Origin of the sequence: Pseudomonas sp. CCI1.1, from assembly GCF_034348165.1 — a bacterium.
Taxonomy (GTDB): domain Bacteria; phylum Pseudomonadota; class Gammaproteobacteria; order Pseudomonadales; family Pseudomonadaceae; genus Aquipseudomonas; species Aquipseudomonas paracarnis.
Window position 1 is genome coordinate 3,044,541 of sequence record NZ_CP133780.1, and the last position, 23,007, is coordinate 3,067,547.

Consider the following 23,007-nt stretch of genomic DNA (forward strand, 5'->3'; position numbering starts at 1 on the left):
GGACCCGAGCCCCATGAAATTCGACACGGCCTACAGCCTGAGTCTCGACGACAAGGTGTCGATCTATGACATACGAGACCTGAATTTCGACGAAACCACCGCGTTCGATTCCGACAAGGACAGCTTCCTGTGCCCCAACGACGCCTGCCGCGCGGCGTTCGATAGCACCAATGCGTTGAGCACTTTCAACGCCAAGAACGTCAACTACCTGCGCACGCCGCACTTCAAGAACAAACCCGGCACGCGGCATATCGACGGCTGCCGCTATGCCGGCAGCCATAAACCTGCGACGGGTGAAAATGACGACGAGCGTGAGGAAAATTTCCCATCGGAATTTGTGCTGACGCGGCGACTGTACGAGCCTAAAACGCCGGTAGTCGGCACCGCTGGAAGCGTCCTTCAGGAGCCGACGAAAGCGCCCGCAAACCGCGCTACCACCTCTTCTGGCAGCAATGACTCGATCCCGGACAAAACCAGCGTATTCGCACACCCGGTGGAGTGCTACGTGTCCAACATCGATGACAAGGACAAGCTCAAGGCCATGCCTTTGAAGATCGGTGAGCACGCGGCGACCTACTGGGCATTCTTCAAGAAGATCGAATACCTGCAAGACAACCAGGGTTTGATTTACTGGGGCAAGATCAAGACCATCAAGGACTACACCAGCAGTTTTCGCATCGACTTCGAAAAGAAGGTGTGGCTCGACAGGAAGCCTTATTCGGTGAACGTCTACCTGAGCAAAAAGCTCATCGAAAACTACCGCAAGCGCACGGCATTCCTGGAGCAGATCAAGGCGGCGGCCAGCAGTGAACGGTCGCTGTATTGCTTTTTCTATGGGGTCACGCCGCAGCTTGTGCAGGTGCCCAGCCAGAAAAACCCCGAGCAGACGTTCGGGGTATTCAGCGCCAGGATCGAGAATCTGGATCACCTGATTATTCGTGAGGCACCGGGGCTGGAATCATAAGGGGTTGCAACGCCAGTGGATGAGCGGTAGAAACAACTGTACAAAAACACAGTATAGTTGCACCTCCCCTGTCGAACCTGGAGAAACCCCATGTCCTCTCTGGCAATGAGTTCTTTCGTAGAACAACAGATCGTCCTGCATCAATTCACCGCCAAACACTGCGCGCAGGCGCGCGTCATGCTGGGCTGGAGCCGCGAAGCGCTGGCTCGCCAGGCTGGCGTGGCGGTGCAAGCCATTGAACAATTGGAAGACCACGGCGACGTGGACGATGAAACCCGTTTGATCCTGGCGTTTCGCCTGGAGGCCGAAGGGCTGGTGTTTTTCCCGGGGTTCGCACCGGGGTGGGGGATGAGTGCGCGCCGGTTCGATACCCCGGCGGCGCAACCTTCTGCACAAAGCCTTATCTCTCAATTGATGGGTTCAACCGTGGCAACCAGCCGAGGCTGACTCAACTCAGCCGTTGGTGGCCTCAACCGTTTTATCTGGACTGTCTGGTGTTTGCGTAGAAGGAGCACCTGGGAGAAAAGCCGGTTCTTGAATGGCCTGCGAGGCTTGCTCATAACCATGGGCTACTGACAGCAAGGTGGCTTCACTCTTGCCGGAGCCATACACGTATATTGCCGTGGGCATGCCTTCATCATCCATGCCTGATGGAACAGATATACCGGGGTACCCGGCGGCTGCACTATAGAAATAGTTGTGGGTCAGAAAATTCGACACCATGGCGTCGAGCTTGTGCTCCTTCAGGGGGCCATCAATGGTCTTCTGAAATACAGGAAGGATGGCTTCCCACAATACCTCGCGCTTTTGCGGCGTGGTCTCCAGCTCATTGATCATTTCCAGCAATTTCTGGTCAGGCTCATCAGGTTTCTGCGTGCGTTTGATAAAAGCAATCAGCTCAGCAAGTGACTTGACGGGCAAGCCTTCCCGCCCAGCCAAATAGTCTTCCAGTTGTTGCTTGACCTCCGAGAATATCGCCTCGTTATAACCCTCATAGGCTTCATCGGGGACACCGGCGTCCAACCGCTCCAAGGGCACTAGAATTGCACCCTGGGCCTTCATCACTTCGAGCGCCGCCTCATAGTGCTTGCGGTCTGCGCGCTTGGCCGGGTCTTTGGACTCCTCTGCGGACAATTCAGGCAAAGGGGTATAGCCAATACGCTTACCCTTCAAGGCATCAGCGTGCAGGCCCTCGGTGTAGACGTTGGTCTCGGTCATTGCATTGAGTGCTTCTGCCGCATCACAGATATTGCGGGTGAAGGTCCCCACCGCGTCCATGCGGGTGCTGGTCATGACGCCTTCGGTACTGACCAGGCCCGTCGTTGTTTTCAGGCCAAACACACCGTTGTAGGCTGCGGGGCTGATGATTGATCCGTTGGTTTCCAACCCCAGTGCCACGGGCACATGCCCCTGGGCGACCGCCACGGCCGAACCTGAACTCGAGCCGGCCACCGTCCCTCCGAGTCGATGTGGGTTCAACGTCTGGCCACCTCGGGAGCTCCAGCCATCCGCCGATTTGAGTGAGCGAAAGTTGGACAGCTCACTCATATTGGTTTTGCCTACAATCACCACGCCAGCTTTCAGCAAATTGTCGACGACCTTGGCATTCCGGGCGGCAGGCGCACCCACCAACGCCTTGGAGCCTGCACTGGTCTGCATGCGGTCATTGGTTTCAAAGACATCCTTGAGCGCTATCGGCACGCCATGCAAGTACCCGCGTACGCGGCCATTGGCACGTTCCTGATCGCGGGCCTTCGCCTCCCTCATGGCATCCGGGTTGGTTTCCAAAAACGCATTGCCGCCCTGTAGCCCACGATCAATATTGGCAATTTGTTTGAGCGAGTCCTTCAACAGTGACTCTGAGGTGACGCCGCCTCCTTGGGCCATCTCCGCTGACATCTGGCAGGCACTCTTGAAACCTTGCACCGGGTTTGAAAGCTCCTGAAGCAGGCCCGTGGCCCATCCACCTGCCGAAACTGGTCCGATCATGAAGTGCCCCTCTGTTTGACTGAGTGTGAGAGCTATCGGTCGATAGCGCCGCACCAGTCTAAGAGCCGACCACCCACCACTATTTCAGGCGAATCCTGCCACTGCGTCCTACCCTTCGCAGCCCGATGTAGGCATCAATACCTACGGCCGCAGCACGCGGTAAGCTCGTACCAGTGCCGCCAAGCGATCACCCGCCCAGCGCGCACCGTAAAACCAGACCTTGGAGCCGTCTTCCAGGGTTTCACACATACTGGGGTAGCCGCTTTTACAGGCGTGATGAAAGGCGGCTTCGGGATCCTCTGACACCAAGGCATCAAGGCGAAGACCTACCACCAGCTCGTCGATTTCATGACAAGCCTGCTCACAATCACCGCTGCGCTGCATATCCACTGCCACGCATTGCGCACCAGCCTGGCGCAGGGTGTCGAAGACTCGGTTCAAGGCCGCACTGCGTGCGACCCGTTCAACCTGCTTGCCCTGCACATAATGCTCGGCATAGCCGATACGATATCCCGTCAGCGGCAGCGAGGCGGTGAAGGTGGTGTTATTCAATACCAGCGGTACCTCCACCATCACCGGTTCGGTAGGGTCAACGCCGCTGATGGCGATCAGCGATAGCGCGGGATCGCGCACCGGCCGTATATGGGGAGCCAAGGCGTTATACCCAGGTATGGGCGTAGCGCCGGCACGTTGCTCGGTGCCAAAGACAATAGAAGGGGGAGCGGCACCGGGGGGTAAAGCGGGAACGTCGACGGCGTTCATTAGCGATGCCAGCGGTTGAGCTGACGCACACGGCAAACCCATCTTCCAAAGTTTCTTACAATGGCTGTCCATCGAAACATCCTCCCGGAGATAAAATTCCCGGGGGATCATCGCACTCTCTCTTGGCCTTTGTCGCAGGGCTGAAATTCGCTGAAAAGCTCTTTTCCAACGGGCCTTTGGCTCAGCCTGCTGCGTGTTCGTTGACCGATTGAGGTTCCACTTCCAGCCACCAGGCATGCCCACGCTCAGGCTGGTTCAAGCGAAAAGCCTGGCCCATCGCCGGAGTGGTGATCGAAACATTGCGCTCCCAGGCCAGGGCCATGATGCGGTCGAAGGGCTCATGCCAGGCGTGGAAGGCCAGGTCGAAGGTGCCATTGTGAATCGGCAGCAGCCAGCGCCCTTTAAGGTCGATATGCGCCTGTAGTGTCTGCTCCGGCTGCATGTGCACATGGGGCCAATCGACATTGTAAGCGCCGGTTTCCATCAGGGTCAGGTCAAACGGCCCGTATTGCTCGCCGATGCGTTTGAAACCGTCGAAATAGCCCGTATCGCCACTAAAAAAGATACGCCGCGTGTCGTCGATCATCACCCAGGAGCACCACAGGGTCTGGTTGCCATCAAACAGGCCGCGCCCGGAAAAGTGCTGGGCCGGCGTGCAGACAAAACGAACGCCATCGACCTCGGTGCCCTGCCACCATTGCAACTGGCGGACTTTGCTGGCATCCACGCCCCATTTGACCAGTGTGTCGCCCACGCCCAGGGGCGCCAGGAAGTAGCGGGTCTTTTCGGCCAATTGGACCACCGCTTTGCGGTCGAGATGGTCGTAATGATTGTGGGAAAGGATCACCGCTTCCAGCGCAGGCAGCTCTTCAAGACTGATAGGCGGCTGATGAAAACGCTTGGGGCCGGCCCAACGCAATGGCGAGGCGCGTTCGGCAAACACCGGGTCGGTGACCCAGAATTTACCGCGCATTTTCAGCAGCACGGTTGAATGGCCGAGGCGATACACGCTGTGATCAGGGGCGGCCAATAACTGCTCGCGGGTCAGTGGCTGTACCGGAATCTGCCCCACCGGCCGTGTCGTTCGCGGCTTGTTGAATAGCATGTTCCAGAAAATGCGCAGGGTCTTGCCCAAGCCACCGTGCTGCACCGGCGTGTCGTTGCTGAAGTGCCCCAGGCCCTGCTCGGCAGGCTTGGGCGCCGAGGGCGCAGGGTCGAGACGGGTTGAAATCGTAGCCATGACAAAGTGACTCCTGCGGTCCGCTCAAGTATTACACTGCACAGTGTAGTTTCTAGATTGCAACAAAATCCCGAGCAAGTAAACTGCCCGGTGTAATTTCATTGTTGAGTCGAATGCCTTCCATGACTGCCCCCAAACGCCTCACCGAGCGTAAACGCGAAGCCATCGTGGCGGCGGCGATTGCCGAATTTCGCGAGCACGGCTTCGAGGTCACCAGCATGGACAAGATCGCCGCCAGCGCTGGCGTTTCCAAGCGCACCGTGTACAACCACTTCCCCAGCAAGGAAGAACTGTTCGCCGAGATCCTCCACCAACTGTGGGCCAGCAGCGTTGCCCAACTGGACGTGATCTACACCAGTGACCGCCCACTGCGCGACCAACTACGCACGTTGCTGGAAGCGAAAATGCAGATGATGTCAGACGCCAACTTCCTCGACCTGGCACGCGTGGCCATTGCTGCCACTATCCATTCGCCGGAGCGCGCGCAAGACATGGTCAACCGCCTCAGTGCGCGGGAAGAAGGCTTTACCCAATGGGTGCGCGCCGCCCAGGAAGACGGCCGCCTCACCGGCACCGACCCGGCGTTCGCCGCCCACCAGATCCAAAGCCTGCTCAAGGCCTTTGCATTCTGGCCGCAAATCACCCTCGGCCAGCCCACCCTCGACCCTGCCACCCAGGCCCACGTCATCGAATCGGCCATCGACCTGTTCCTCGCCGGCTACGAAGCCAGCACGCAGCGCACGCCCCAGTAAGCCCTGTTGCAGGAGCGACATTTAAGGTCGTTTATGGCGTTTTTGCCCGCTGTTTTGCGCAAATGGCCTGGAAGGACACTGATTAATCCCACAGGAATAATCGACAATCCACCTTTCTTATCCGACCACCGGCTCTGCCCGCTGACGCGTGCTGTTGCACCCGCAAAAAAGTTGACCCAGGACACTATGGAAAACAGACGAGGCAAAGGGCTTTCATTTGCCAGGCGTATCTACACGCCAAGGATTATCGGCCTGGGTATCGGTAGCATCAGCGTAATCGGGGCTTTGTATCCCTTGTCGATGCCCGGTTGGGTCTGGGCGTTGCTGCTGTTCAACGGCATTGCCTGGCCGCATGTGGCGTACCTGATTTCCACTCACTCGCCATTTCCCTACCAGGCCGAACAACGCAACCTGCTGTATGACTCAGTGCTGGGCGGATTCTGGGCCGCGGCCACTCAGTTTTCGCCACTGACAGCGGTGACTATTCTGTCGATGATGGCCATGAACAACGTCGCAGCCGGTGGCAAACGCCTGTTCCTGCGCGGGTTGCTGGCACAGGCGGCCGGTATCGCGGTGGCCTGGGGCCTGTTCGGCATCAAGTTCGACCCCAGCGTCAGCCTCACCGAGGTCTACACCTGCCTGCCGATGCTGACGCTCTACCCGATGGCCATCGGCATGGTCTGTTACCAGTTGGCGATCAAACTGTCGCAACACAAACGCGCCCTCAGCGCCCTGAGCCGCATCGACAGCCTCACCGGCCTGCTCAACCATGGTTCCTGGAAAGACCTGCTGAACCTCAAGTTTCACAAGTGCCAACAGCAACACGGCCAAGCGACCATTGCTTTGATCGATATCGACCACTTCAAGCACATCAATGACGTTCATGGCCACACCGTGGGTGACGCGGTGCTGCGCCAGTTGAGCCAAGCGCTGCGCGAACACTTGCGCGAAGAAGACCTGGCCGGCCGCTATGGCGGCGATGAGTTCTGTGTGATGCTTCCGAAAATACCCCTGCAAGCCGCTGCGCAGGTAATGGAGCATCTACGCGAAACCTTCAGTCACTATCGGCATCCGCAAATCCCAGACCTGCGCGTCAGCCTGAGCATTGGCCTGGCGGATTTCCACCCGTCCTTCAAGGACGCGGTCATGTGGCTCGATGCTGCGGATCGCGCGTTGTACACCGCCAAAAACAGCGGCCGCAACCGCGTCAAGATCAGCGAATGCACGGTCGTTCATTCAGCCTGAGTTGTCTGATGACACCTCGTCCGAATCTTGCTCCGCCCACCTGCTGCAATAGCATAATGCCGCCATTGGTCGCCTGGCCAAAATAGTCCTGCCTGACGAGCGAACTTCCAGGCCGATTGATCACTCTGAGACCGTTGTTCTACCCCCCTCTGTCAGCACCAGGAAGCTGGCAATGAGCAAGTCAACCGTAAGGCCAGGGGCCCTACGGGGTCAGGCGCAAATACATGGACCCCGCATACGCTTGCATGCCCGAGCCCTCCACCATGCTATTTCACGCTCACAAGAAAACCATCAGTACCCTGCAACACAGCCTTGCCCAACAGACCAGCCTGCTGGACGCCATCGAGCGCTCCATGGCCGTGATCGAATTCGACCTGCAAGGTACCGTGCTGCGCGCCAATGACAACTTCTTCAAGACCATGGGCTACCGCGCCGAACAGATCCTGGGGCAGCCCCATCGGATGTTCTGTACCCCGGCGTTCGCCCGCAGCGCGGACTACAACCAGTTATGGACGCACCTGCGCAACGGCCAATTCCAGTCGGGCACCTTTGAACGAGTAGGCGGCAACGGCGCCTCGGTGTGGCTGGAAGCCAGCTATAACCCGGTACGGGATGAAGCGGGGAATGTAATCAAAGTGGTGAAATACGCCATGGACGTCACCCCGCGCCTGCAAGCCGAGAGCGAAGCCAACGCCAAGCTTGCAGCCATCGACCGCGCCATGGCGATGATCGAGTTCAACCTCGACGGCACCATCATCACCGCCAACGGCAATTTCCTGCAGCGCATGGGCTACAGCCTGGCGCAGATCCAGGGCAAGCATCACCGCCTGTTTTGCACGGCCGAACTGGCCAACAGTGCGGCCTACAGCGAGTTCTGGAAGCGCTTGAACCAGGGCGAGCTGTTCAATGGCCAGTTCGAGCGGGTGGATAAACACGGCCAAGTCGTGTGGCTGGAAGCCAACTACAACCCGGTCTACGACGCCAGCGGGCGCTTGTGCAAAGTGGTGAAGTTCGCCTCGGACGTCACCGCCCGCGTGCTACAGCATGCCGCTGACGCACAGAGCGCCGCCCAGGCTTATCACCTGTCGTTGAACACCCAGGAGATGGCGGAAAAAGGCGCTGAGGTGATTCAGAAGACCGCCAGCGGCATGCGTGAAATTGCCGTGGATATCGACACCTCTTCGCAACTGATCGCCAAGCTGGGCGAACGCTCGCAACAGATCACCGCCATCGTCAACACCATTCGCGGCATTGCCGACCAGACCAACCTGCTGGCCCTCAACGCCGCCATCGAAGCCGCCCGCGCCGGCGAGCAGGGACGTGGCTTTGCCGTGGTGGCCGATGAAGTGCGGCAACTGGCCGCGCGCACCAGCGGCTCCACCGCGGAAATCTCCGGCATGATCGCCATGATCCAGGACGAAACCCGCCAAGCCATCGACAGCATGGACGCCACCCGCGACCGCGCTGCCCAGGGTGTGGAACTGGCCAACCAGGCCGGCACGGTGATCCTGCAGATTCGCGAAGGTACCGGCGAGGCGGTACAAGCGGTAAGCGCGTTTGCCAATGAGCGGGGCAATCGCTGAACCCTTGGCGCTGGCTGTCTGAGGGTTAACTTCGCAGCCAGCGCACATGCCGCCCCAACTCATCAAACAGCGTCACCACCGAGCGCAACGCCCGACAATCAGGCCGCGTCAACAACCACAACGCCGTATCGTGCCCTGCCAGCGCAGGGCCCAGCGGTTGCACGCCATTCCCGACTAGAAAATCCGGCAGCGCCGCTACGCCCAACCCTGCGCGCACTAATTCGGCCACCGACTGCATGCTGTTGCACCGATAACGGAGACGCACGCCCGGCAAATACTCACGGCGCCAGGCGACGGTGGGGTGATCGGGTAAAAAATCGTCCGGCGCGATCCAGGCCAGATCGGCCCACTCATGGTCTGGGTGCAGGCGCGCATAGTCGGCACTGGCACACACCTGATACGCCACCGCCCCCAGGCAACGTCCGACAAGATGCTCCGGCGGCGCCGTGGTCAGGCGCAGGGCGATATCCGCATCGCGGCGGCTGAGGTTGGCGAAGTCATTGGAGGTGCTCAGTTCCAGGGTCAACGCCGGGTAGGCCGGCATGAACTGCGCGAGGGCCGGCAACAGCAAGCCTTGCAACACTGAGTCGGTGCAGGTCAGGCGCACGGTGCCGCTGATCACTTCACCGCCCTGTTCCACGCCAATGCGCGCCGCCTCCAGCGCCTGCTCGGCACGCTCGGCCTGTTGGGCCAGGTTGCTCGCCAGGCTGGTGGGCAAATAACCGGCACGGCTTTTTTCAAACAGGGTTTGACCCAGCGCCGCCTCCAGCCGCCGCACCGCACGGAACACCGTGGACACATCGACCCGCAGCAGCGCCGCCGCCCGTGCCAGGGTACCGCCGCGCACCAGGGCCAGGACCAATGACAGGTCGGCGTAGTCGATTTGATAGTGCGTAGCTGCATTGAACATATGGGCAAACGCCAATACTGATTGCGTGAGCGCCAATCTATAGTGGGTATCAACCCACCACAAGCCATGGGACGTACACGATGCCAACCCCCGCGCTGCACCTTGCCCTGATCGGTGACTACAACCCTGATGTGACCGCCCACCAAGCCATTCCCATGGCCCTGCAACAGGCCGCCGACGCTCTGGGCCTGAGCGTCCACGTGCAATGGCTGGCCACCGACACCCTTACCTCCACTTCTGCCCTGAGCGACTTCGACGGCTTCTGGTGCGTGCCCGGCAGCCCCTATCGCGACGTCGACGGCGCCCTGCGCGCGATACGTTTTGCCCGCGAACAAGGTCGCCCTTTCCTCGGTACCTGCGGCGGTTTTCAACATGCCGTGCTGGAATATGCCCGCCATGTGCTCGGCTGGGCCGATGCCCAGCACGGCGAATTAATGCCCGATGCTGAGCGCGCCGTCATCACGCCGCTGGACTGCTCCCTGGTGGAAGTGAACGACACCGTGCGCCTGGCCGCGTACACGCGCATTGCCCAGGCCTACGGCAGCCTGGACATCCACGAGGGTTACCGTTGCCGCTACGGCATCAACCCCACCTTTGCCGACGCCCTGCTGGACGCCAACCTGATTCCCACCGGCCACGATTCGGCGGGCGATCTGCGCGCGGTGGAACTGCTCGACCACCCGTTCTTCGTCGCCACCCTGTTCCAGCCCGAACGCGCCGCACTCAAGGGCATCACGCCGCCGCTGGTGATTGCGCTGCTCAAGGCCTGCCAGGAGGTATCGGCATGATTGCCAAAACACCCGCCCCACCTTATTACGCGGTAATTTTCAGCTCGCTGCGCACCGACGCCGACCGGGGTTATGGCGAGGCCGCCACGCGCATGCTGGAACTGGCCAGGCAACAACCGGGGTTTCTTGGGGTGGAATCGGCGCGGGAGGATGGGCTGGGGATCACCGTGTCCTACTGGGCCAGCGAGGCGGCGATCCTGGCCTGGAAACAACAGGCTGAGCATCGGCAGGTGCGCGAGCAAGGGCGGGCCACTTGGTATGCGGCGTTTCACACGCGGGTGTGCAAGGTAGAGCGGGCCTACACCTTCTCCACTTGAATCACCGAACCCGGTGGGAGCTGGCTTGCCTGCGATGCAGACACCTCGGTGATGCAGTGAAACCGCAGTGAGACTATCGCAGGCAAGCCAGCTCCCACATTTGCTCGTCATCGTTAGCAATCGCGGACGCTCAGCTCACCAAACTGCGCAACGCGCTGATCTGCGGGATCTCTACCCGGCGCATATACACACGCAGCGGCTCGGTGATGTTGATGCGCTCGTCGATATTCTGGTCGAGCAACAACTGCAGGCGCGCTCGGCACAGGGTCATGGTGTGGTCGGCGGCCGGCAGCCAGACGAACTCGGCCGTGGGGATGATGCCGTCATCGGCCACGTCCATGCCGAATGAGTCTTCGCTGAATCGTACGATGTACTGGCCGGTCTTGCGGTTGAGGCCGACAAAACCCTGGAGTTGGTCGGCGGCCTGGCAGATAAGCTCGGAAGTGATGCGCATGGTAAACCTCACTGAAAAGTCCCACAGGGACTGGAAAGATGGTTTACACGCGTGGCAGAAAATACCGCCCTCTGGCGGGGCAGCTACCCGTAAGAATACTGCAACACCCTGCAAAAAAGTCGACAAAATTGGCCGGTGCGCACGTTAATGTCGGTTTGGTGATAGCGCCGTTCGCAATCAATTGTTAAAAAGGACACCTTCTCAAAGTTACCTCCACGAAAGGACTTCGCATATGCCTGTCACGTTTTCCAAAAGCGCCTTGCTGCTGGCGTTGATGCTCGGCCTTGGCCAGGCACAGGCTGCCGAGCCGGTCAGCCCGGCCGAATTGGCGACAAACGAAGGCATTCCCTACCCTGCCGTGATCGCTCACCGTGGTGCTTCCTACGATGCGCCTGAATCCACCGCCGCTGCCTACAAGGTTGCACGCGACCTGGGCGCCGACTACCTGGAACTGGACCTGCAACGTAGCAAGGACGGCGTGCTGTTCGCCCTGCACGACAACAACCTGCAGCGCACCACCGACGTCGCCACCAAGTTCCCCGAGCGCAAAGACGCGCCTGCCAACGAGTTCACCTGGAAAGAACTGCAAACCCTCGACGCCGGCAGCTGGTTCAACGCCGCCTACCCGGACCGCGCGCGCCCTGGTTTCGTTGGCCTGAAAATCCTGAGCCTGGACGACATCATCAAGATCGCCGAAGGCAACCCCTCGCACAAACCCGGCCTGTACATCGAGACCAAGGAGCCCAAGCAGTTCCCCGGTATCGAAGCCGACCTGAAAAACAAGCTGCTCGACAAAGGCTGGCTGAGCTCCGCCGGCTCCAAACTGGGCAAGAGCAACACCGGTGTCGGCCAAGGCAAGGGCCGCGTGGTGCTGCAAACCTTCGAAACCGCCAGCCTCAAAGAGCTGCAGAAGGAAATGCCCAACACTCCGAAAATCCTGCTGTTGTGGGTGGGTGAAGGCAGCATCGAGCCCAAATCCAAAGTGACCTTCGCCGAGTCTGGCGAATCCACCAAGGCCGCCTACTACGCCAAGCAAGAGCCTAAAGACGCTGCCGAATTCGAAAAATGGGTTGATGAAGCCAAAAGCCTCGGCGCCATCGGCACCGGCCCGTCGGCCGAGCTGACCGACCACGGCGACCAGAGCTACACCGACCTGGTGAAGCCTGAAATGAACAAGCTGACCCACGACAAGGGCCTGCTGGTGCATGTGTATACGGTGGATGAGCCGGTGGACTTCGAGAAAGTGATGAAGGCCGGCGTCGATGGCATTTTCACCAACCGCGCCGCCGAGCTGTTGAAGTTCTACAAGCGCTGGCCGTCGTCCAGCGTGCAAGACCTGCTCAACGACCACAAGTACTAAAAGCGTTAGTGTCAGTGAGCCATTAAGGATGAGTTAAGTTGCGCCGGTTAATCTGGCGCCACTTAAACAGCTCAACCTAAGAAGGACACACACCATGAAAACCTTGACTGCCCTGTTCGCTGCTACTGCCCTGACCTTGACTGCCGGCCTGGCCCAGGCTGATGTCCGTCCGGACCAGATTCCTAGCCTGCTCAAGTCCGGTGAAGTGATGGCGTTCGAAAAGCTTAACGCCGCCGCCGTCGCCCAACATGCCGGCGCGACCATCAACGATACCGAGTTGGATCACGAAGCTGGCAAGCTGGTCTACGAAGTGGACCTGACCGACACCACCGGCAAGAAATGGGATGTGAAGCTCGACGCCAAGACCGGTGCCGTGCTGGAAAACAAGCAAGACACCTGAGTTGAACCTTGAAAAAACGCGCCACCTTCGGGTGGCGCGTTTTTTTATGCGCGCCTCAAACGGTCACATAACCGTCATACCGCCTTGCAATGATTCGCTCAGGAACCTGTGAAACGTCCTACAGGCCCTTTCTCTGCGAGTCGCCATGAACCACAGCATCGACCACGGCCATCAAGATTCCGATCTGTTTGGCCTGCTTTACGGTTTTCGTTTTCGCCCCGGCGAGAAAGGCCAACAAATTGATTCCGCCACCGCCCTCGCCGCCTTACAGCACCCGCCAGACCCGGACGAATTCCTGTGGCTGCACCTGAACCTGGCGCACGCCGCCTGCGAGCGCTGGATGCAGGCGCATTTGTCGCTGCCGGAAGAGTTTTTTGAAGCCTTGCATGAGGGCTCACGCTCCACGCGCATCGAGCATGTGGACTCGGCCTTGTTGGCAGTGGTCAACGATGTGGTGTTCAACTTCAGCAGCATGGTGTCGTCGGATATTTCCACGCTATGGGTGTGCGCTCGCAGCCGCTTGTTGGTGAGCGCGCGCCTGCAGCCTTTGCACTCGGTGGATAAATTGCGCTCGTCGGTGAAGGCCGGCGAACACTTTCGCTCCCCCTTGGAGCTGTTGGTGCACCTGCTGCGCGACCAGGGCGAAGTGCTGACGCAGATCGTGCGCAAGACCAGTATCAGCGTCGACCATATCGAAGATCAGCTGTTGTCTTCGCGCCTGTCCACCAACCGCGCCGAACTGGGTGCCGCCCGCCGCGTGCTGGTGCGCCTGCAACGCCTGCTGGCGCTGGAACCGGGCTCGCTGCTGCGCCTGCTCAATCGCCCGCCGCAATGGCTGCAAAAGGAAGACGTGAAGGAGTTACGCAAATCCACCGAGGAGTTTGCGCTGATCATCAACGACCTGACCGCCTTGGGCGAACGCATCAAGCTGTTGCAGGAAGAGATCGCCGCCAACCTCAATGAACAGAGCAACCGCACGCTGTTTACCCTCACGGTGGTGACGGTGCTGGCGCTGCCGATCAATATCATTGCCGGCTTTTTTGGCATGAATGTGGGTGGGGTGCCGCTTTCCCAGGATCCGGAAGGCTTCTGGATACTGGTGGCCTTGGTCGCAACCTTCACCCTGATCGCTGGACGGTGGGCATTCCGCAAATTCTCAAATTGAAATAAGCCCAAAGGTGGGAACTGGCTTGCCTGCGATTGCGGTGTATCAGCCAAGACAATGCAAGCTGACCCACCGCTATCGCAGGCAAGCCAGCTCCCACAGGGTTTTGCGTTTATTCAGTGTTTGAAGCGTCCAGCCACTGATCGCCGGGCATTGCGCACATTCTCAAATTGAAATGAGCCCAACTGTGGGAGCTGGCTTGCCTGCGATTGCGGTGTATCAGCCAACACAATGCAAGCTGGCCCACCGCTATCGCAGGCAAGCCAGCTCCCACAGCAGTTTGCGTTTATTCAGTGATTGAAGAGTCCCGTCATCGCTTTGAGGCGCTTCTTGTACACCCGCCGCGCCTCCAAAGCCTCCTCGAGGCTCACCGCCACAAACCCCGCTCGCTGGTTGGGCTGCATCTGCCCGATCAAGTCCAGGTCGGCGCTGATCACCGTGCCAATCATCGCGTAGCCACCGCCCGACACCGCATCGCGGTGCAACACAATCGGCTCCAGCCCCGCCGGTACTTGAATCGAGCCAATCGGGTAGCAACTGTCCACGATGTTGGAAGGATCGGAGCCCGCGCCAAACGGCTGTTCCCGTGGCTGGAAGCTCAACGCGCTGCCGCCCTTGAAGCGGTAGCCGATGCGATCGGCCTCGGAGCCCACCGTCCACGGCTCGGCAAAAAAGCTGCTTTTGGCCTCGTCAGTCAAGCGCTCGTAATACAGCCCCGGCACTACCCGCAACGTCACATCGCCGCCGACCGAACGCCGCAACGCCATCGGCAAGCTGTTGCCCGCACGCCCCATACCGCTGGCGGTACCGATCGGCAATTGATCGCCCTCCTGCAAGCGTCGGCCGTTAAACCCGCCGAGGGCGCCGAGTGTGTAGGTGGAGCGGCTGCCGAGCACCAACGGCACGTCGATACCGCCGGCGACGGCGAGGTAGGTGCGTGCGCCGGCCTTGGGAAACTCGAACCGCAGCACCTGCCCGGCGCGCACGGCAAAGGCGGTGTCCTGGTGCACCACTTCACCGTCCAGGCGCGGCGACATCAAGGCGCCGCTCAAGGCCACCAGCGCGTCCTGCTGGAACTCCAGCTCCGGCCCGATCAGCGTGCATTCCAGGCCCGCCGCGCCCACAGGATTGCCCACCAGGTGGTTGGCCGCACTCAACGCGTATTGGTCCAGCGCCCCCGACGGCGGGATGCCCAAGTGGTAATAACCTTCGCGGCCCAGGTCCTGCACGGAGGTGGCGAGGCCAGGTTTGAGGACCTTGATCATGCCAGCGCCTCCTGCAGGGTTTTCGGGTAGCCGATGGGGTCGGCGAGAAAGGCATCCAGGGAAAACTCCACCGGGCGGATGCGCAGGTCGAAACGACCGGCGTCCACCTCGGCGACCGCCAGGTCATAAGCCTCGCGGTCCATCGGCTTGAACTGCACGATATCGCCAGGGCGGAAGAACACCATGTGCTCCTTGAGGTACGCCAACTGCTGCGCCGGGTCGTAGATCGGTGCCGGGGTAACGCCGAACATCTGGTAACCGCCCGCGCCACGCACCGAGTAGATACAGCCAAAGCAGCCGCCATGGCCCAGGGTCAGTTTCGGCGTGTCGGTGCGTGGGCGCAGGTATTTGGGCACCTGCAATTGCCGCTCGCGTTCGACCATCTGGAACATGAACGGCAAGCCCGCGACAAAGCCGACCATCGACACAAACCACGGCGCGCCACTGTGGGCGGCGATGAACGCGTCCACGTCGGCCAGGCCATTGATGCGTGCCGCGTATTCCAGGTCTGTGCCGCTGGGGTCTTGGTGGCGGTCACGAAAACGCATCAGGGTTTCGTGGGTCCAGGGGTCGTTATAGAGCACCGGGATTTCGATGATGCGCGTGCGCAAGGTGCGTTCGGCCACGGCCTGGGCTTCGGCGCTTTGCACGGCGTCGAGCAGCGCCTGAGGGGCGATGCGGTCAGGGTCGAAGCGAATCTGGAACGATGCGTTGGCCAGGCAGACATCCAATACGCCTTCCAGTGCCAGGCGCTCCACGGCGCGGGTCACCGCCATGCCCTTGAAAAAAGCCTCCAGGGACATGCTGTTGCTGACCTCGGCAAACAGGTGTTCATCACCGCCGAAGCTGTAGCGGATGGGGGACGTTTCAGCCATGTCTGTTCCTCTTGGAATCATTGTAGAAAGGCAGGCAAAAAAGTAAGGGTTGGCTCTTATTGGGGAGGTCTGACGTCGATACCCGCCTGGTCCAGGGCTTCACGGGTGGCCCCCACCAGCTCCAGGGCGCCAGGGGTGTCGCTGTGCAGGCAGATGGAATCGAATTCGATCGCCAGGTCTTCGCCTTCGACGGTACGTACCAGGCCGGTCTGACACGCACGCAAGACGCGCGCGGCCACTGTGGCGGGGTCCAGCGCCCGCACATTGCGGGTAAACACGATGGAACCGCTGAGGTCGTATTCACGGTCGGCATAAAACTCGCGCACCACCGGCTGCCCCAGTTCCTTGGCAATGCGCCAGATCACCGAGTTGGGCATGCAGTACAGCATCAGCGTGGGCTCGATGATTTGCAGGTTTTGCACCAACAGCCGGGCGGCCTCTTCATCGCGGGCCAGGTGCATGTAGAGCGCGCCGTGAGGCTTGATGTGTTGCAGGCTCATGCCTTGGGCACGGGCTATTTCGCGCAGGGCACCGAGCTGGTAGAGCATGTCGTCCACCAGTTCCTGGGCCGGTGCGTTGATATGCCGACGACCGAAACCCACCAGGTCACGAAAGCCTGGGTGTGCGCCGATGGCCACACCCCGTTGCTTGGCGCGCTCGACGGTGCGGCGCATGGTGCCTGGGTCGCCGGCGTGAAAGCCGGTGGCGATATTGGCCGAGCTGATATAGGCCATCAGCTCTGCGTCGACGCCGTCGCCGATGGTCCAGGGGCCAAAGCCTTCGCCCATGTCTGAATTGAAATCCACTGCCTGCATCAAGGTCGCTCCGCCAAAGGTGATGCCCGCAAAGTAGGCCGTGGCTTGACCCCTTGGGAAGATCTATTATCAGATGGCCCATCTTCTGAAAATCAGATAGCTTTTTATCCTCGACCCCCGATCGTTCCCACGCTCTGCGTGGGAATGCAGACATGGACGCTCTGAGTCCGCACTTGAGACCGTGACGCCGAGCGTCACAAGAGGCATTCCGACGCAGAGCGTGGGAACGATCAATAAGCAGAGTGCGATATGTCTTTAACCTTGCGCCAGGTTCGCTATTTCGTCGCCACTGCGGAAATCGGCCAGATTTCCCAGGCAGCAATTCACCTGAATATTTCCCAATCGGCGGTGACCACAGCGATCAAGGAGCTGGAAGCCATGCTCGGCGTGCAGTTGTTCGTGCGCTCGGCCCAGGGCATGAACCTCACCGATGCCGGGCGGCATTTTCTCAACCGTGCCTATGTGATTGTGCGCAGCGTGGAGGATGCCCTCAACAGCCCGTTGCCGGACTACCGCGCCAGCGGCGTGCTGCGGGTGGCGGCCAGCTACACCGTGCTGGGTTATTTCCTGCCGCACCATTTACAGCGCATGGAGCATTGGCATCCGGACGTGACCATCGAGGTGTTCGAACAGGAGCGCCAGGCCATCGAACAGGGCCTGCTCGACGGCCAGTTCGACATGGCTGTGGTGCTCACTGCCAACCTCACCCACGCGGATATCGTCTCGGAAATTCTATTCAACTCCGAACGCCGCCTGTGGCTGCCCAGCCATCACCCATTGTGCGAACGCGGTGCCGTGAGCCTGGCCGACGTGGCCCAAGAACCCTACATCTTGCTCACCGTCGATGAAGCCGAACACAGCGCCATGCGCTACTGGGAACAGGCCGGGCAAACGCCCAAGGTGCGGCTGCGCACCAGCTCGGTGGAGGCGGTGCGCAGCATGGTTGCCAACGGCAGCGGCGTGGCGATCCTGTCAGACCTGGTACACCGGCCCTGGTCCCTGGAAGGCAAACGCATCGAAACCCTGACCGTGACCGACCCGGTCACACCCATGAGCGTCGGCCTGGCCTGGCACCGCGAGCGCGCGTTTACCCCCGCGATGCAAGCGTTCCGGGATTACTTCCACGACGCGTTCCTGGCGCCCCAGCAGTTGTCGGCACGCCGTTAAAGATGAGCTTGCAGGGTGGCGGTCAACCAGTCCATGAACACCCGCACCCGCAACGGCAGATGCCGCTGGCCGGCGTACAGCAACGACACATCCAAGGGCGGCGCCTGGTAGTCGGGCAGCACCGCCACCAACTCGCCGCTGGCCAACAAGTCGTGTATCCCGAGTTGCGGCACCTGGGTAATGCCAAACCCGCCCAGGCACGCCGATTGATAGGCGTCGGTGCTGTTGACCGTCACCCGGCCTGCCATCGGCAGCCGCTGCACCTTGTTGCCCACCAGGTATTCGAACCCGGCCGAGCGTGCGCCCAGCGGCCGCACGTAATGCACCAACTGATGATGCGCCAGGTCTGCCAGGGTGTCGGGCACGCCATACCGTTGCAGGTACGCCGCGCTCGCGCAGTTGACCATCGGCATGCTGCACACCCGCCGCGCTACCACAGTTTGATCGGGCTGGGCGCCGACGCGCACCACGCAATCAAAACCTTCGGCGATCAGGTCCACCTGGCGGTCCGAACAGCTGATTTCCATGTCGATCAGCGGATGGCGCGCCATGAACGTGGGCAAGTTCGGCAAGATCACGCCCCGCGCCATGACATTGGGCATGTCCACCCGTATGCGTCCGGCCAATTGGGTTTCGTCCTGACGGAACAAACCTTCCAACTCTTCCATGTGCGCCAGCAGATCCTTGCTGCGCTCATACAACACACGACCATCCTGGGTCGCCTGCACCTTGCGCGTGGTGCGTTGCAACAGCCGAGCGCCGAGCAACTCCTCCAACGCCTGCACATGCTCGGAGACCGTAGAGCGCGGCAAGCCCAGGCTTTGGCCGGCCTGGGTAAAGCTCGACAACTCAGTAACGCGTACGAAGGTGCGCAGCAGCTCAAGCTTGTTCATTAGATTGTTCGCCTTATCCGGCTAGTGATTTCGATATCAGCCTGTTTATCACGTTACGGCCGGACAAATACACTCAGTCCCACTCACCCCATTCGAGGACTGCACCATGACCCGTAAAATCGCACTCATCACTGGCGCTAGCCGTGGCCTGGGCAAAAGCGCCGCCCTGCACCTGGCTGCGCAAGGCATCGACATCATCGGCACTTACCACAGCGCAGCGGCCGAAGCCCAAGCCGTGGTTGCCCAGGTAGAGGCCTTGGGCGGTCGCGCCGCCATGCTGCAACTGGACGTCAGCCAGAGCGCAACCTTCGATGCATTCGTTGGCCAGATCGGCACACTGCTCAAGGATGTGTTCGCCCAGGAGCATTTCAACTTCCTGATCAACAACGCCGGGGTTGGCACCTACGCAAGCTTTGCCGAAACCACCGAAGCCCAGTTCGACCAGTTGGTGGCGATCCATGTGAAGGCACCGTTTTTCCTCACGCAGAAACTGCTGCCGCTGATCAGCGATGGCGGGCGCATCATCAATATCTCCAGCGGCCTGGCGCGCTTCAGCCTGCCGGGGTATGCCGCCTACGCATCTATGAAAGGCGCGGTGGAAGTCTTGTCGCGCTACCAGGCTAAAGAACTGGGCCCACGGGGTATTACCGTGAACACCCTGGCACCGGGCGCGATTGCCACCGACTTCGGCGGCGGCGCGGTGCGCGATAACACCGATGTGAATGCGATGGTTGCCAATAACACCGCCCTGGGCCGCGTAGGCTTGCCGGACGACATTGGCGGGGCGATTTCGACCTTGCTGGCCGATGGCAGTCATTGGATCACCGGCCAGCGGATCGAGGCGTCGGGCGGGATGTTCCTATAAGCGACGCACGCCTACGGGGTAACTGGGGTTTTACCGGCGAATTTCTCGCGCAGCACGTCATAACCCCAGTGGTACACGTAGGTGTACGGCAGGAAGAACAACAACACGCCAATGTCGAGGATGAAGGCTTCCAACAGGCTGATCTTCATCAAGGCGGCAATCAACGGCACTGCCAAGAGGATCAGGCCACCTTCAAACAGCAGCGCATGCAGCACACGGGTCCAACCACCGTTGGCCAGTTGCAGGCGATTTTTAAGGCGGTCGAACAGGCTGTTGAACATCACGTTCCAGCTCAGTGCCAACAGGCTGATGCCCAGGGTCACTGCGCCCATCTCCAGCGCTGGCCGGCCGGTGATCCACACCAACAGCGGCGTGCAAATCAATAAGGCCAACCCCTCGAAACCAAGGGCTTGAAAAACGCGTTCAGTAAGGGATTTGGTAGGGGTCATAGCCCGGCTCCGTGAGTGACGATGGTTGCCATGATCAGGCTTTGTCTCGATACTTCATAACCAATAACCATCGATCAAGGCGATAGTCATGGCCTCCCATGAAGTGCTTCAGGCGTTTGTCCAGGCTGCCACCCAAGGCTCGTTTTCCGCGGCGGCACGCAAGCTGGGCAAAAGCCAGTCCACCGTGAGCGCGGCAGTGGCCAGCCTTGAGATTGACCTGAACGTGGTGCTGTTTGACCGCAGCAGCCGCAAGCCGACCCTCACACCGGCGGGGCAAGTGTTGCTGCAACGGGCTGAGCAAGTGCTGGAAGCCAGTAGCCGCCTGGAGCTGGCAGCCAGTCAGTTATCGCAAGGCCTGGAGCCGAAGTTGAGTCTCGCCATGTCCGATACTTATCAGTCTGATCGATTCGAGGTCGCTCTCAGCGCCTTCGAACAACGCTACCCAGACCTTGAGCTGGAATGCCTGATCGCGGAATGCGAAGACTTGATCGCACTGGTGCAAAGTGGCCGGGCGCAGATCGCGTTTATCGAGAAACAAGAAGCCTACCCGCCGGACCTGACGTTCTCCCCCGTGGAAGAGCGCACGGAGATCGCGCTGTTCGTCTCGCCCAGACACCCATTGGCAACCCTGGACAAGGTTCACTCGCACACCTTGCAACAACACCGGGAGTTGCGCTTGGCGAGCATCATCAGCCCCAATGAAAACCGCGGCACGCAACGTGTGTGGTCGGCGCCGAGTTACCTGATGCTGATGGAAATGGCACAGCTGGGTTTTGGTTGGGCACCGATACCGCGCTGGCTGGTGGAGCGTTTTGGCGGCAACCAGTTGGTTGAACTCAAGGTGCGCAGTTGGCCGCGTTCGGTGGCGGTGGATGCGCTGTGGTCCCGGCACCAGCCGCCGGGGCCTGCGGGGAGCTGGTTGCTGGGCAAGATGCTGGAGTGAACGCAGTGCAATGTAGAGGGGGCCGTTAGAGAGACGTTGGCTGTCAGGCCGTCATCGCAGGCAAGCCAGCGCCCACATTGGATCGCGGGGCGTCATAACATCGTGTTGGCTATTTGAGTTCGGCGAGGCGTCGCGTGATGAAGCGTTTTTCTGGCGCCTGTTGCGTCAGCGACAGCGCTTTTTCGTACGCGCTGCGAGCTTCGTCAAACCGCCCCAACTGCCGGCAAAATTCCCCACGCGCCGAATGCGCCAAGTGATAGTCCTGCAACTCACCGCGCTGCAAAAGGTTGTCTACCAGCGCCAGCCCCGCCAAAGGCCCCTGCTCCATCGCCACCGCTACCGCACGGTTCAACTCGATCACCGGCGACGGCACAGACCTGAGCAATACATCATAGAGCCCGACAATCTGCCGCCAATCGGTTTCCCCTGCGCTGGGCGCCTCGGCGTGCACGGCGGCAATCGCAGCCTGCAAGCAATACGGCCCGAAGCGTGGCGTCATCAGCGCCTGCTCCACCAATGCGCAGCCTTCAGCGATCAAGGCCCTGTCCCAAAGCGTACGATCCTGAGCGTCCAACAGCACCAGTTCGCCGCTGGCAGAAGTGCGGGCAGGCCGACGCGACTCGTGCAGCAACATTAACGCCAGCAAGCCCATGACTTCCGGCTCGGGCAGCAACTCCAGCAGCAAACGCCCCAGGCGAATGGCCTCCAAGGTCAGGTCCTCGCGGGTGAGGTCGGGACCCGCTGAGGCCGAATAGCCCTCGTTGAACACCAGGTAAATCACCCGCAGCACACTGTCCAATCGTTCGGGCAATTCGGCGCGGGACGGCACTTGATAGGGAATTCTCGCCTCACGGATCTTGCCCTTGGCGCGCACGATGCGTTGGGCAATGGTGGTGGGCGTGGCTAGAAAAGCGTGAGCGATGGCCTCGGTGCTCAGGTCGCAGATCTCGCGCAAGGTCAGCGCAACCTGGGCATCGGCTGCCAACGCTGGGTGGCAGCAAGTGAACATCAGGCGCAGGCGGTCGTCTTCCACGTCTTCATCACTCCAAGGCGCGGCCTCCAACGCCTCGGCCTGCTCTTCCAATAACGGGGTAAAACGCGACTGCCGACGCAGGCGGTCGATGGCTTTGAAGCGACCGGTGGACACCAGCCACGCCCGTGGATTATCCGGCACGCCATCCTCGGGCCAGCGCTGCAGGGCGACGAAAAATGCTTCGTGCAGCGCCTCCTCGGCCAGGTCGAAATCCCCTAGCACACGAATCAACGTCGCGAGCACGCGGCGTGATTCGCGGCGGTAAATAGCGTCGATCTGCTGGGTCAATCGACCATGTCCTCGGTCACCAACTTCACTAGGCGGTCCAGGCTCTGGCCCCAGCCGTCATGAAAGCCCATGGCTTCGTGGGCCTGCTTGTCCTCGGCACTCCAGTGCATGGCGCGGGCGGTGTAGAGCGTCTTGCCGCCGACATCTTCAAAGGTGACTTCGGCGCTCATGAACGGCTTGCCCGAGGGCACCCAACCCGGCATGAACGCGTCGGTAAACACCAGGCGGTTGGGCGCATCGATTTCCAGGAAAACGCCCTGGGTCGGGTACTCGCTGCCATCGGGCGCACGCATCAAGGTGCGGAACAAGCCGCCGACCCACAGGTTCATCTCGCATTCAGGGGTGGTCATGCCGTGGGGGCCCCACCATTGTTGCAGCAGGGTTGGCTCGGTCCAGGCGCGAAACACCCGGCGGCGCGGCGCATCGATCAAGCGGCTGATGGACAGTTCAAATTCGGCGGGTTGAATGTTCACGGGGCAACCTCC

Annotated in this window: 25 protein-coding genes; 13 read left to right on the forward strand and 12 right to left on the reverse strand. The window is 60.5% G+C overall.

Translation table 11 applies throughout. The annotated features are described in order from the left end of the window. Positions 1 to 13 precede the first annotated feature (13 nt). Together RHM69_RS13620 and RHM69_RS13625 are read left to right on the forward strand one after the other, a co-directional pair. Positions 14 to 964: a hypothetical protein gene (locus RHM69_RS13620; protein WP_122300988.1), complete on the forward strand. Its 951-nt coding sequence runs from the start codon at positions 14 to 16 to the stop codon at positions 962 to 964. Positions 965 to 1,054: 90 nt separating this feature from the next. Further along, positions 1,055 to 1,411 (forward strand): transcriptional regulator, encoded by a 357-nt coding sequence (locus RHM69_RS13625; protein ID WP_014719611.1) that lies wholly within the window; start codon positions 1,055 to 1,057, stop codon positions 1,409 to 1,411. Positions 1,412 to 1,417: 6 nt separating this feature from the next. On the opposite strand, the gene RHM69_RS13630 is transcribed toward RHM69_RS13625, so the two are convergent. The 3 genes from RHM69_RS13630 to RHM69_RS13640 all read right to left on the reverse strand — a co-directional run bounded on the left by RHM69_RS13630 (position 1,418) and on the right by RHM69_RS13640 (position 4,955). Further along, positions 1,418 to 2,863, reverse strand: a complete 1,446-nt coding sequence (locus RHM69_RS13630) for an amidase family protein (protein WP_032902795.1) — start codon at positions 2,861 to 2,863, stop codon at positions 1,418 to 1,420. Between the two features lie 231 nt (positions 2,864 to 3,094). Continuing rightward, a complete protein-coding gene (locus RHM69_RS13635; protein WP_224797016.1) occupies positions 3,095 to 3,715 on the reverse strand; it encodes a hypothetical protein in 621 nt (206 codons plus the stop codon). A gap of 181 nt (positions 3,716 to 3,896) precedes the next feature. Beyond that, the gene (locus tag RHM69_RS13640) at positions 3,897 to 4,955 is read right to left on the reverse strand and encodes an MBL fold metallo-hydrolase (protein ID WP_014719614.1); all 1,059 of its coding nucleotides are present in this window, start codon (positions 4,953 to 4,955) and stop codon (positions 3,897 to 3,899) included. Between the two features lie 122 nt (positions 4,956 to 5,077). On the opposite strand from RHM69_RS13640, the gene RHM69_RS13645 reads away from it, so the two are divergent. From RHM69_RS13645 to RHM69_RS13655, 3 genes are all read left to right on the forward strand, one after another. Beyond that, positions 5,078 to 5,707, forward strand: coding sequence for a TetR/AcrR family transcriptional regulator (locus tag RHM69_RS13645; protein ID WP_014719615.1), 630 nt, complete (start codon positions 5,078 to 5,080; stop codon positions 5,705 to 5,707). Between the two features lie 186 nt (positions 5,708 to 5,893). Continuing rightward, positions 5,894 to 6,952, forward strand: coding sequence for a diguanylate cyclase (locus RHM69_RS13650; RefSeq protein WP_200599604.1), 1,059 nt, complete (start codon positions 5,894 to 5,896; stop codon positions 6,950 to 6,952). A 263-nt stretch (positions 6,953 to 7,215) separates the two neighbouring features. Next, a complete protein-coding gene (locus RHM69_RS13655) occupies positions 7,216 to 8,535 on the forward strand; it encodes a methyl-accepting chemotaxis protein (protein ID WP_020303112.1) in 1,320 nt (439 codons plus the stop codon). Between the two features lie 25 nt (positions 8,536 to 8,560). On the opposite strand, the gene RHM69_RS13660 is transcribed toward RHM69_RS13655, so the two are convergent. Next, the gene (locus tag RHM69_RS13660) at positions 8,561 to 9,445 is read right to left on the reverse strand and encodes a LysR family transcriptional regulator (RefSeq protein WP_014719618.1); all 885 of its coding nucleotides are present in this window, start codon (positions 9,443 to 9,445) and stop codon (positions 8,561 to 8,563) included. Positions 9,446 to 9,525: 80 nt separating this feature from the next. Between RHM69_RS13660 and RHM69_RS13665 the strand changes: the two genes are divergently transcribed. Next, on the forward strand, positions 9,526 to 10,233 hold the full coding sequence (locus RHM69_RS13665) for a CTP synthase (RefSeq protein WP_014719619.1): 708 nt from the start codon (positions 9,526 to 9,528) through the stop codon (positions 10,231 to 10,233). Further along, positions 10,230 to 10,550 (forward strand): antibiotic biosynthesis monooxygenase family protein, encoded by a 321-nt coding sequence (locus RHM69_RS13670; protein WP_019819298.1) that lies wholly within the window; start codon positions 10,230 to 10,232, stop codon positions 10,548 to 10,550. Before RHM69_RS13665 ends, RHM69_RS13670 begins: the two co-directional genes overlap by 4 nt. Positions 10,551 to 10,680: 130 nt before the next feature. Here RHM69_RS13670 and RHM69_RS13675 read toward each other — a convergent pair whose 3' ends face one another. Continuing rightward, a complete protein-coding gene (locus tag RHM69_RS13675; protein WP_014719621.1) occupies positions 10,681 to 11,004 on the reverse strand; it encodes a DUF2025 family protein in 324 nt (107 codons plus the stop codon). A 232-nt stretch (positions 11,005 to 11,236) separates the two neighbouring features. Between RHM69_RS13675 and RHM69_RS13680 the strand changes: the two genes are divergently transcribed. The 3 genes from RHM69_RS13680 to RHM69_RS13690 all read left to right on the forward strand — a co-directional run bounded on the left by RHM69_RS13680 (position 11,237) and on the right by RHM69_RS13690 (position 13,929). After that, complete coding sequence (locus RHM69_RS13680) at positions 11,237 to 12,364, forward strand: glycerophosphodiester phosphodiesterase (protein WP_014719622.1); 1,128 nt, start codon at positions 11,237 to 11,239, stop codon at positions 12,362 to 12,364. Between the two features lie 94 nt (positions 12,365 to 12,458). After that, entirely contained in the window at positions 12,459 to 12,764 is a 306-nt protein-coding gene (locus RHM69_RS13685) for a PepSY domain-containing protein (protein ID WP_014719623.1), read from the forward strand. Positions 12,765 to 12,909: 145 nt separating this feature from the next. Continuing rightward, positions 12,910 to 13,929 (forward strand): transporter, encoded by a 1,020-nt coding sequence (locus tag RHM69_RS13690; protein WP_014719624.1) that lies wholly within the window; start codon positions 12,910 to 12,912, stop codon positions 13,927 to 13,929. 290 nt (positions 13,930 to 14,219) lie between these two features. On the opposite strand, the gene RHM69_RS13695 is transcribed toward RHM69_RS13690, so the two are convergent. The 3 genes from RHM69_RS13695 to RHM69_RS13705 are packed head-to-tail and all read right to left on the reverse strand — an operon-like array spanning position 14,220 to position 16,884. Next, a complete protein-coding gene (locus RHM69_RS13695) occupies positions 14,220 to 15,194 on the reverse strand; it encodes a biotin-dependent carboxyltransferase family protein (RefSeq protein ID WP_014719625.1) in 975 nt (324 codons plus the stop codon). After that, positions 15,191 to 16,069, reverse strand: coding sequence for a 5-oxoprolinase subunit B family protein (locus RHM69_RS13700; RefSeq protein ID WP_014719626.1), 879 nt, complete (start codon positions 16,067 to 16,069; stop codon positions 15,191 to 15,193). Before RHM69_RS13700 ends, RHM69_RS13695 begins: the two co-directional genes overlap by 4 nt. 56 nt (positions 16,070 to 16,125) lie before the next feature. Further along, on the reverse strand, positions 16,126 to 16,884 hold the full coding sequence (locus RHM69_RS13705; protein WP_200599596.1) for a 5-oxoprolinase subunit PxpA: 759 nt from the start codon (positions 16,882 to 16,884) through the stop codon (positions 16,126 to 16,128). Positions 16,885 to 17,133: 249 nt separating this feature from the next. Between RHM69_RS13705 and RHM69_RS13710 the strand changes: the two genes are divergently transcribed. Further along, positions 17,134 to 18,051 (forward strand): LysR family transcriptional regulator, encoded by a 918-nt coding sequence (locus RHM69_RS13710; protein ID WP_014719628.1) that lies wholly within the window; start codon positions 17,134 to 17,136, stop codon positions 18,049 to 18,051. On the opposite strand, the gene RHM69_RS13715 is transcribed toward RHM69_RS13710, so the two are convergent. After that, positions 18,048 to 18,944: a LysR family transcriptional regulator gene (locus RHM69_RS13715; protein WP_020303117.1), complete on the reverse strand. Its 897-nt coding sequence runs from the start codon at positions 18,942 to 18,944 to the stop codon at positions 18,048 to 18,050. The two genes, RHM69_RS13710 and RHM69_RS13715, sit on opposite strands and share 4 nt — an antisense overlap. A 106-nt stretch (positions 18,945 to 19,050) precedes the next feature. Between RHM69_RS13715 and RHM69_RS13720 the strand changes: the two genes are divergently transcribed. Then, the gene (locus RHM69_RS13720; RefSeq protein ID WP_014719630.1) at positions 19,051 to 19,809 is read left to right on the forward strand and encodes an SDR family NAD(P)-dependent oxidoreductase; all 759 of its coding nucleotides are present in this window, start codon (positions 19,051 to 19,053) and stop codon (positions 19,807 to 19,809) included. Positions 19,810 to 19,820: 11 nt separating this feature from the next. Here RHM69_RS13720 and RHM69_RS13725 read toward each other — a convergent pair whose 3' ends face one another. Then, complete coding sequence (locus RHM69_RS13725; protein ID WP_200599594.1) at positions 19,821 to 20,258, reverse strand: multidrug/biocide efflux PACE transporter; 438 nt, start codon at positions 20,256 to 20,258, stop codon at positions 19,821 to 19,823. Positions 20,259 to 20,346: 88 nt separating this feature from the next. Between RHM69_RS13725 and RHM69_RS13730 the strand changes: the two genes are divergently transcribed. Then, complete coding sequence (locus tag RHM69_RS13730) at positions 20,347 to 21,201, forward strand: LysR family transcriptional regulator (protein WP_019819309.1); 855 nt, start codon at positions 20,347 to 20,349, stop codon at positions 21,199 to 21,201. Between the two features lie 109 nt (positions 21,202 to 21,310). Here RHM69_RS13730 and RHM69_RS13735 read toward each other — a convergent pair whose 3' ends face one another. Together RHM69_RS13735 and RHM69_RS13740 are read right to left on the reverse strand one after the other, a co-directional pair. Then, positions 21,311 to 22,522, reverse strand: coding sequence for an RNA polymerase sigma factor (locus RHM69_RS13735; RefSeq protein ID WP_191948890.1), 1,212 nt, complete (start codon positions 22,520 to 22,522; stop codon positions 21,311 to 21,313). Next, a complete protein-coding gene (locus RHM69_RS13740; protein ID WP_020303118.1) occupies positions 22,519 to 22,995 on the reverse strand; it encodes an SRPBCC family protein in 477 nt (158 codons plus the stop codon). Before RHM69_RS13740 ends, RHM69_RS13735 begins: the two co-directional genes overlap by 4 nt. Between the last annotated feature and the right edge of the window lie 12 nt (positions 22,996 to 23,007).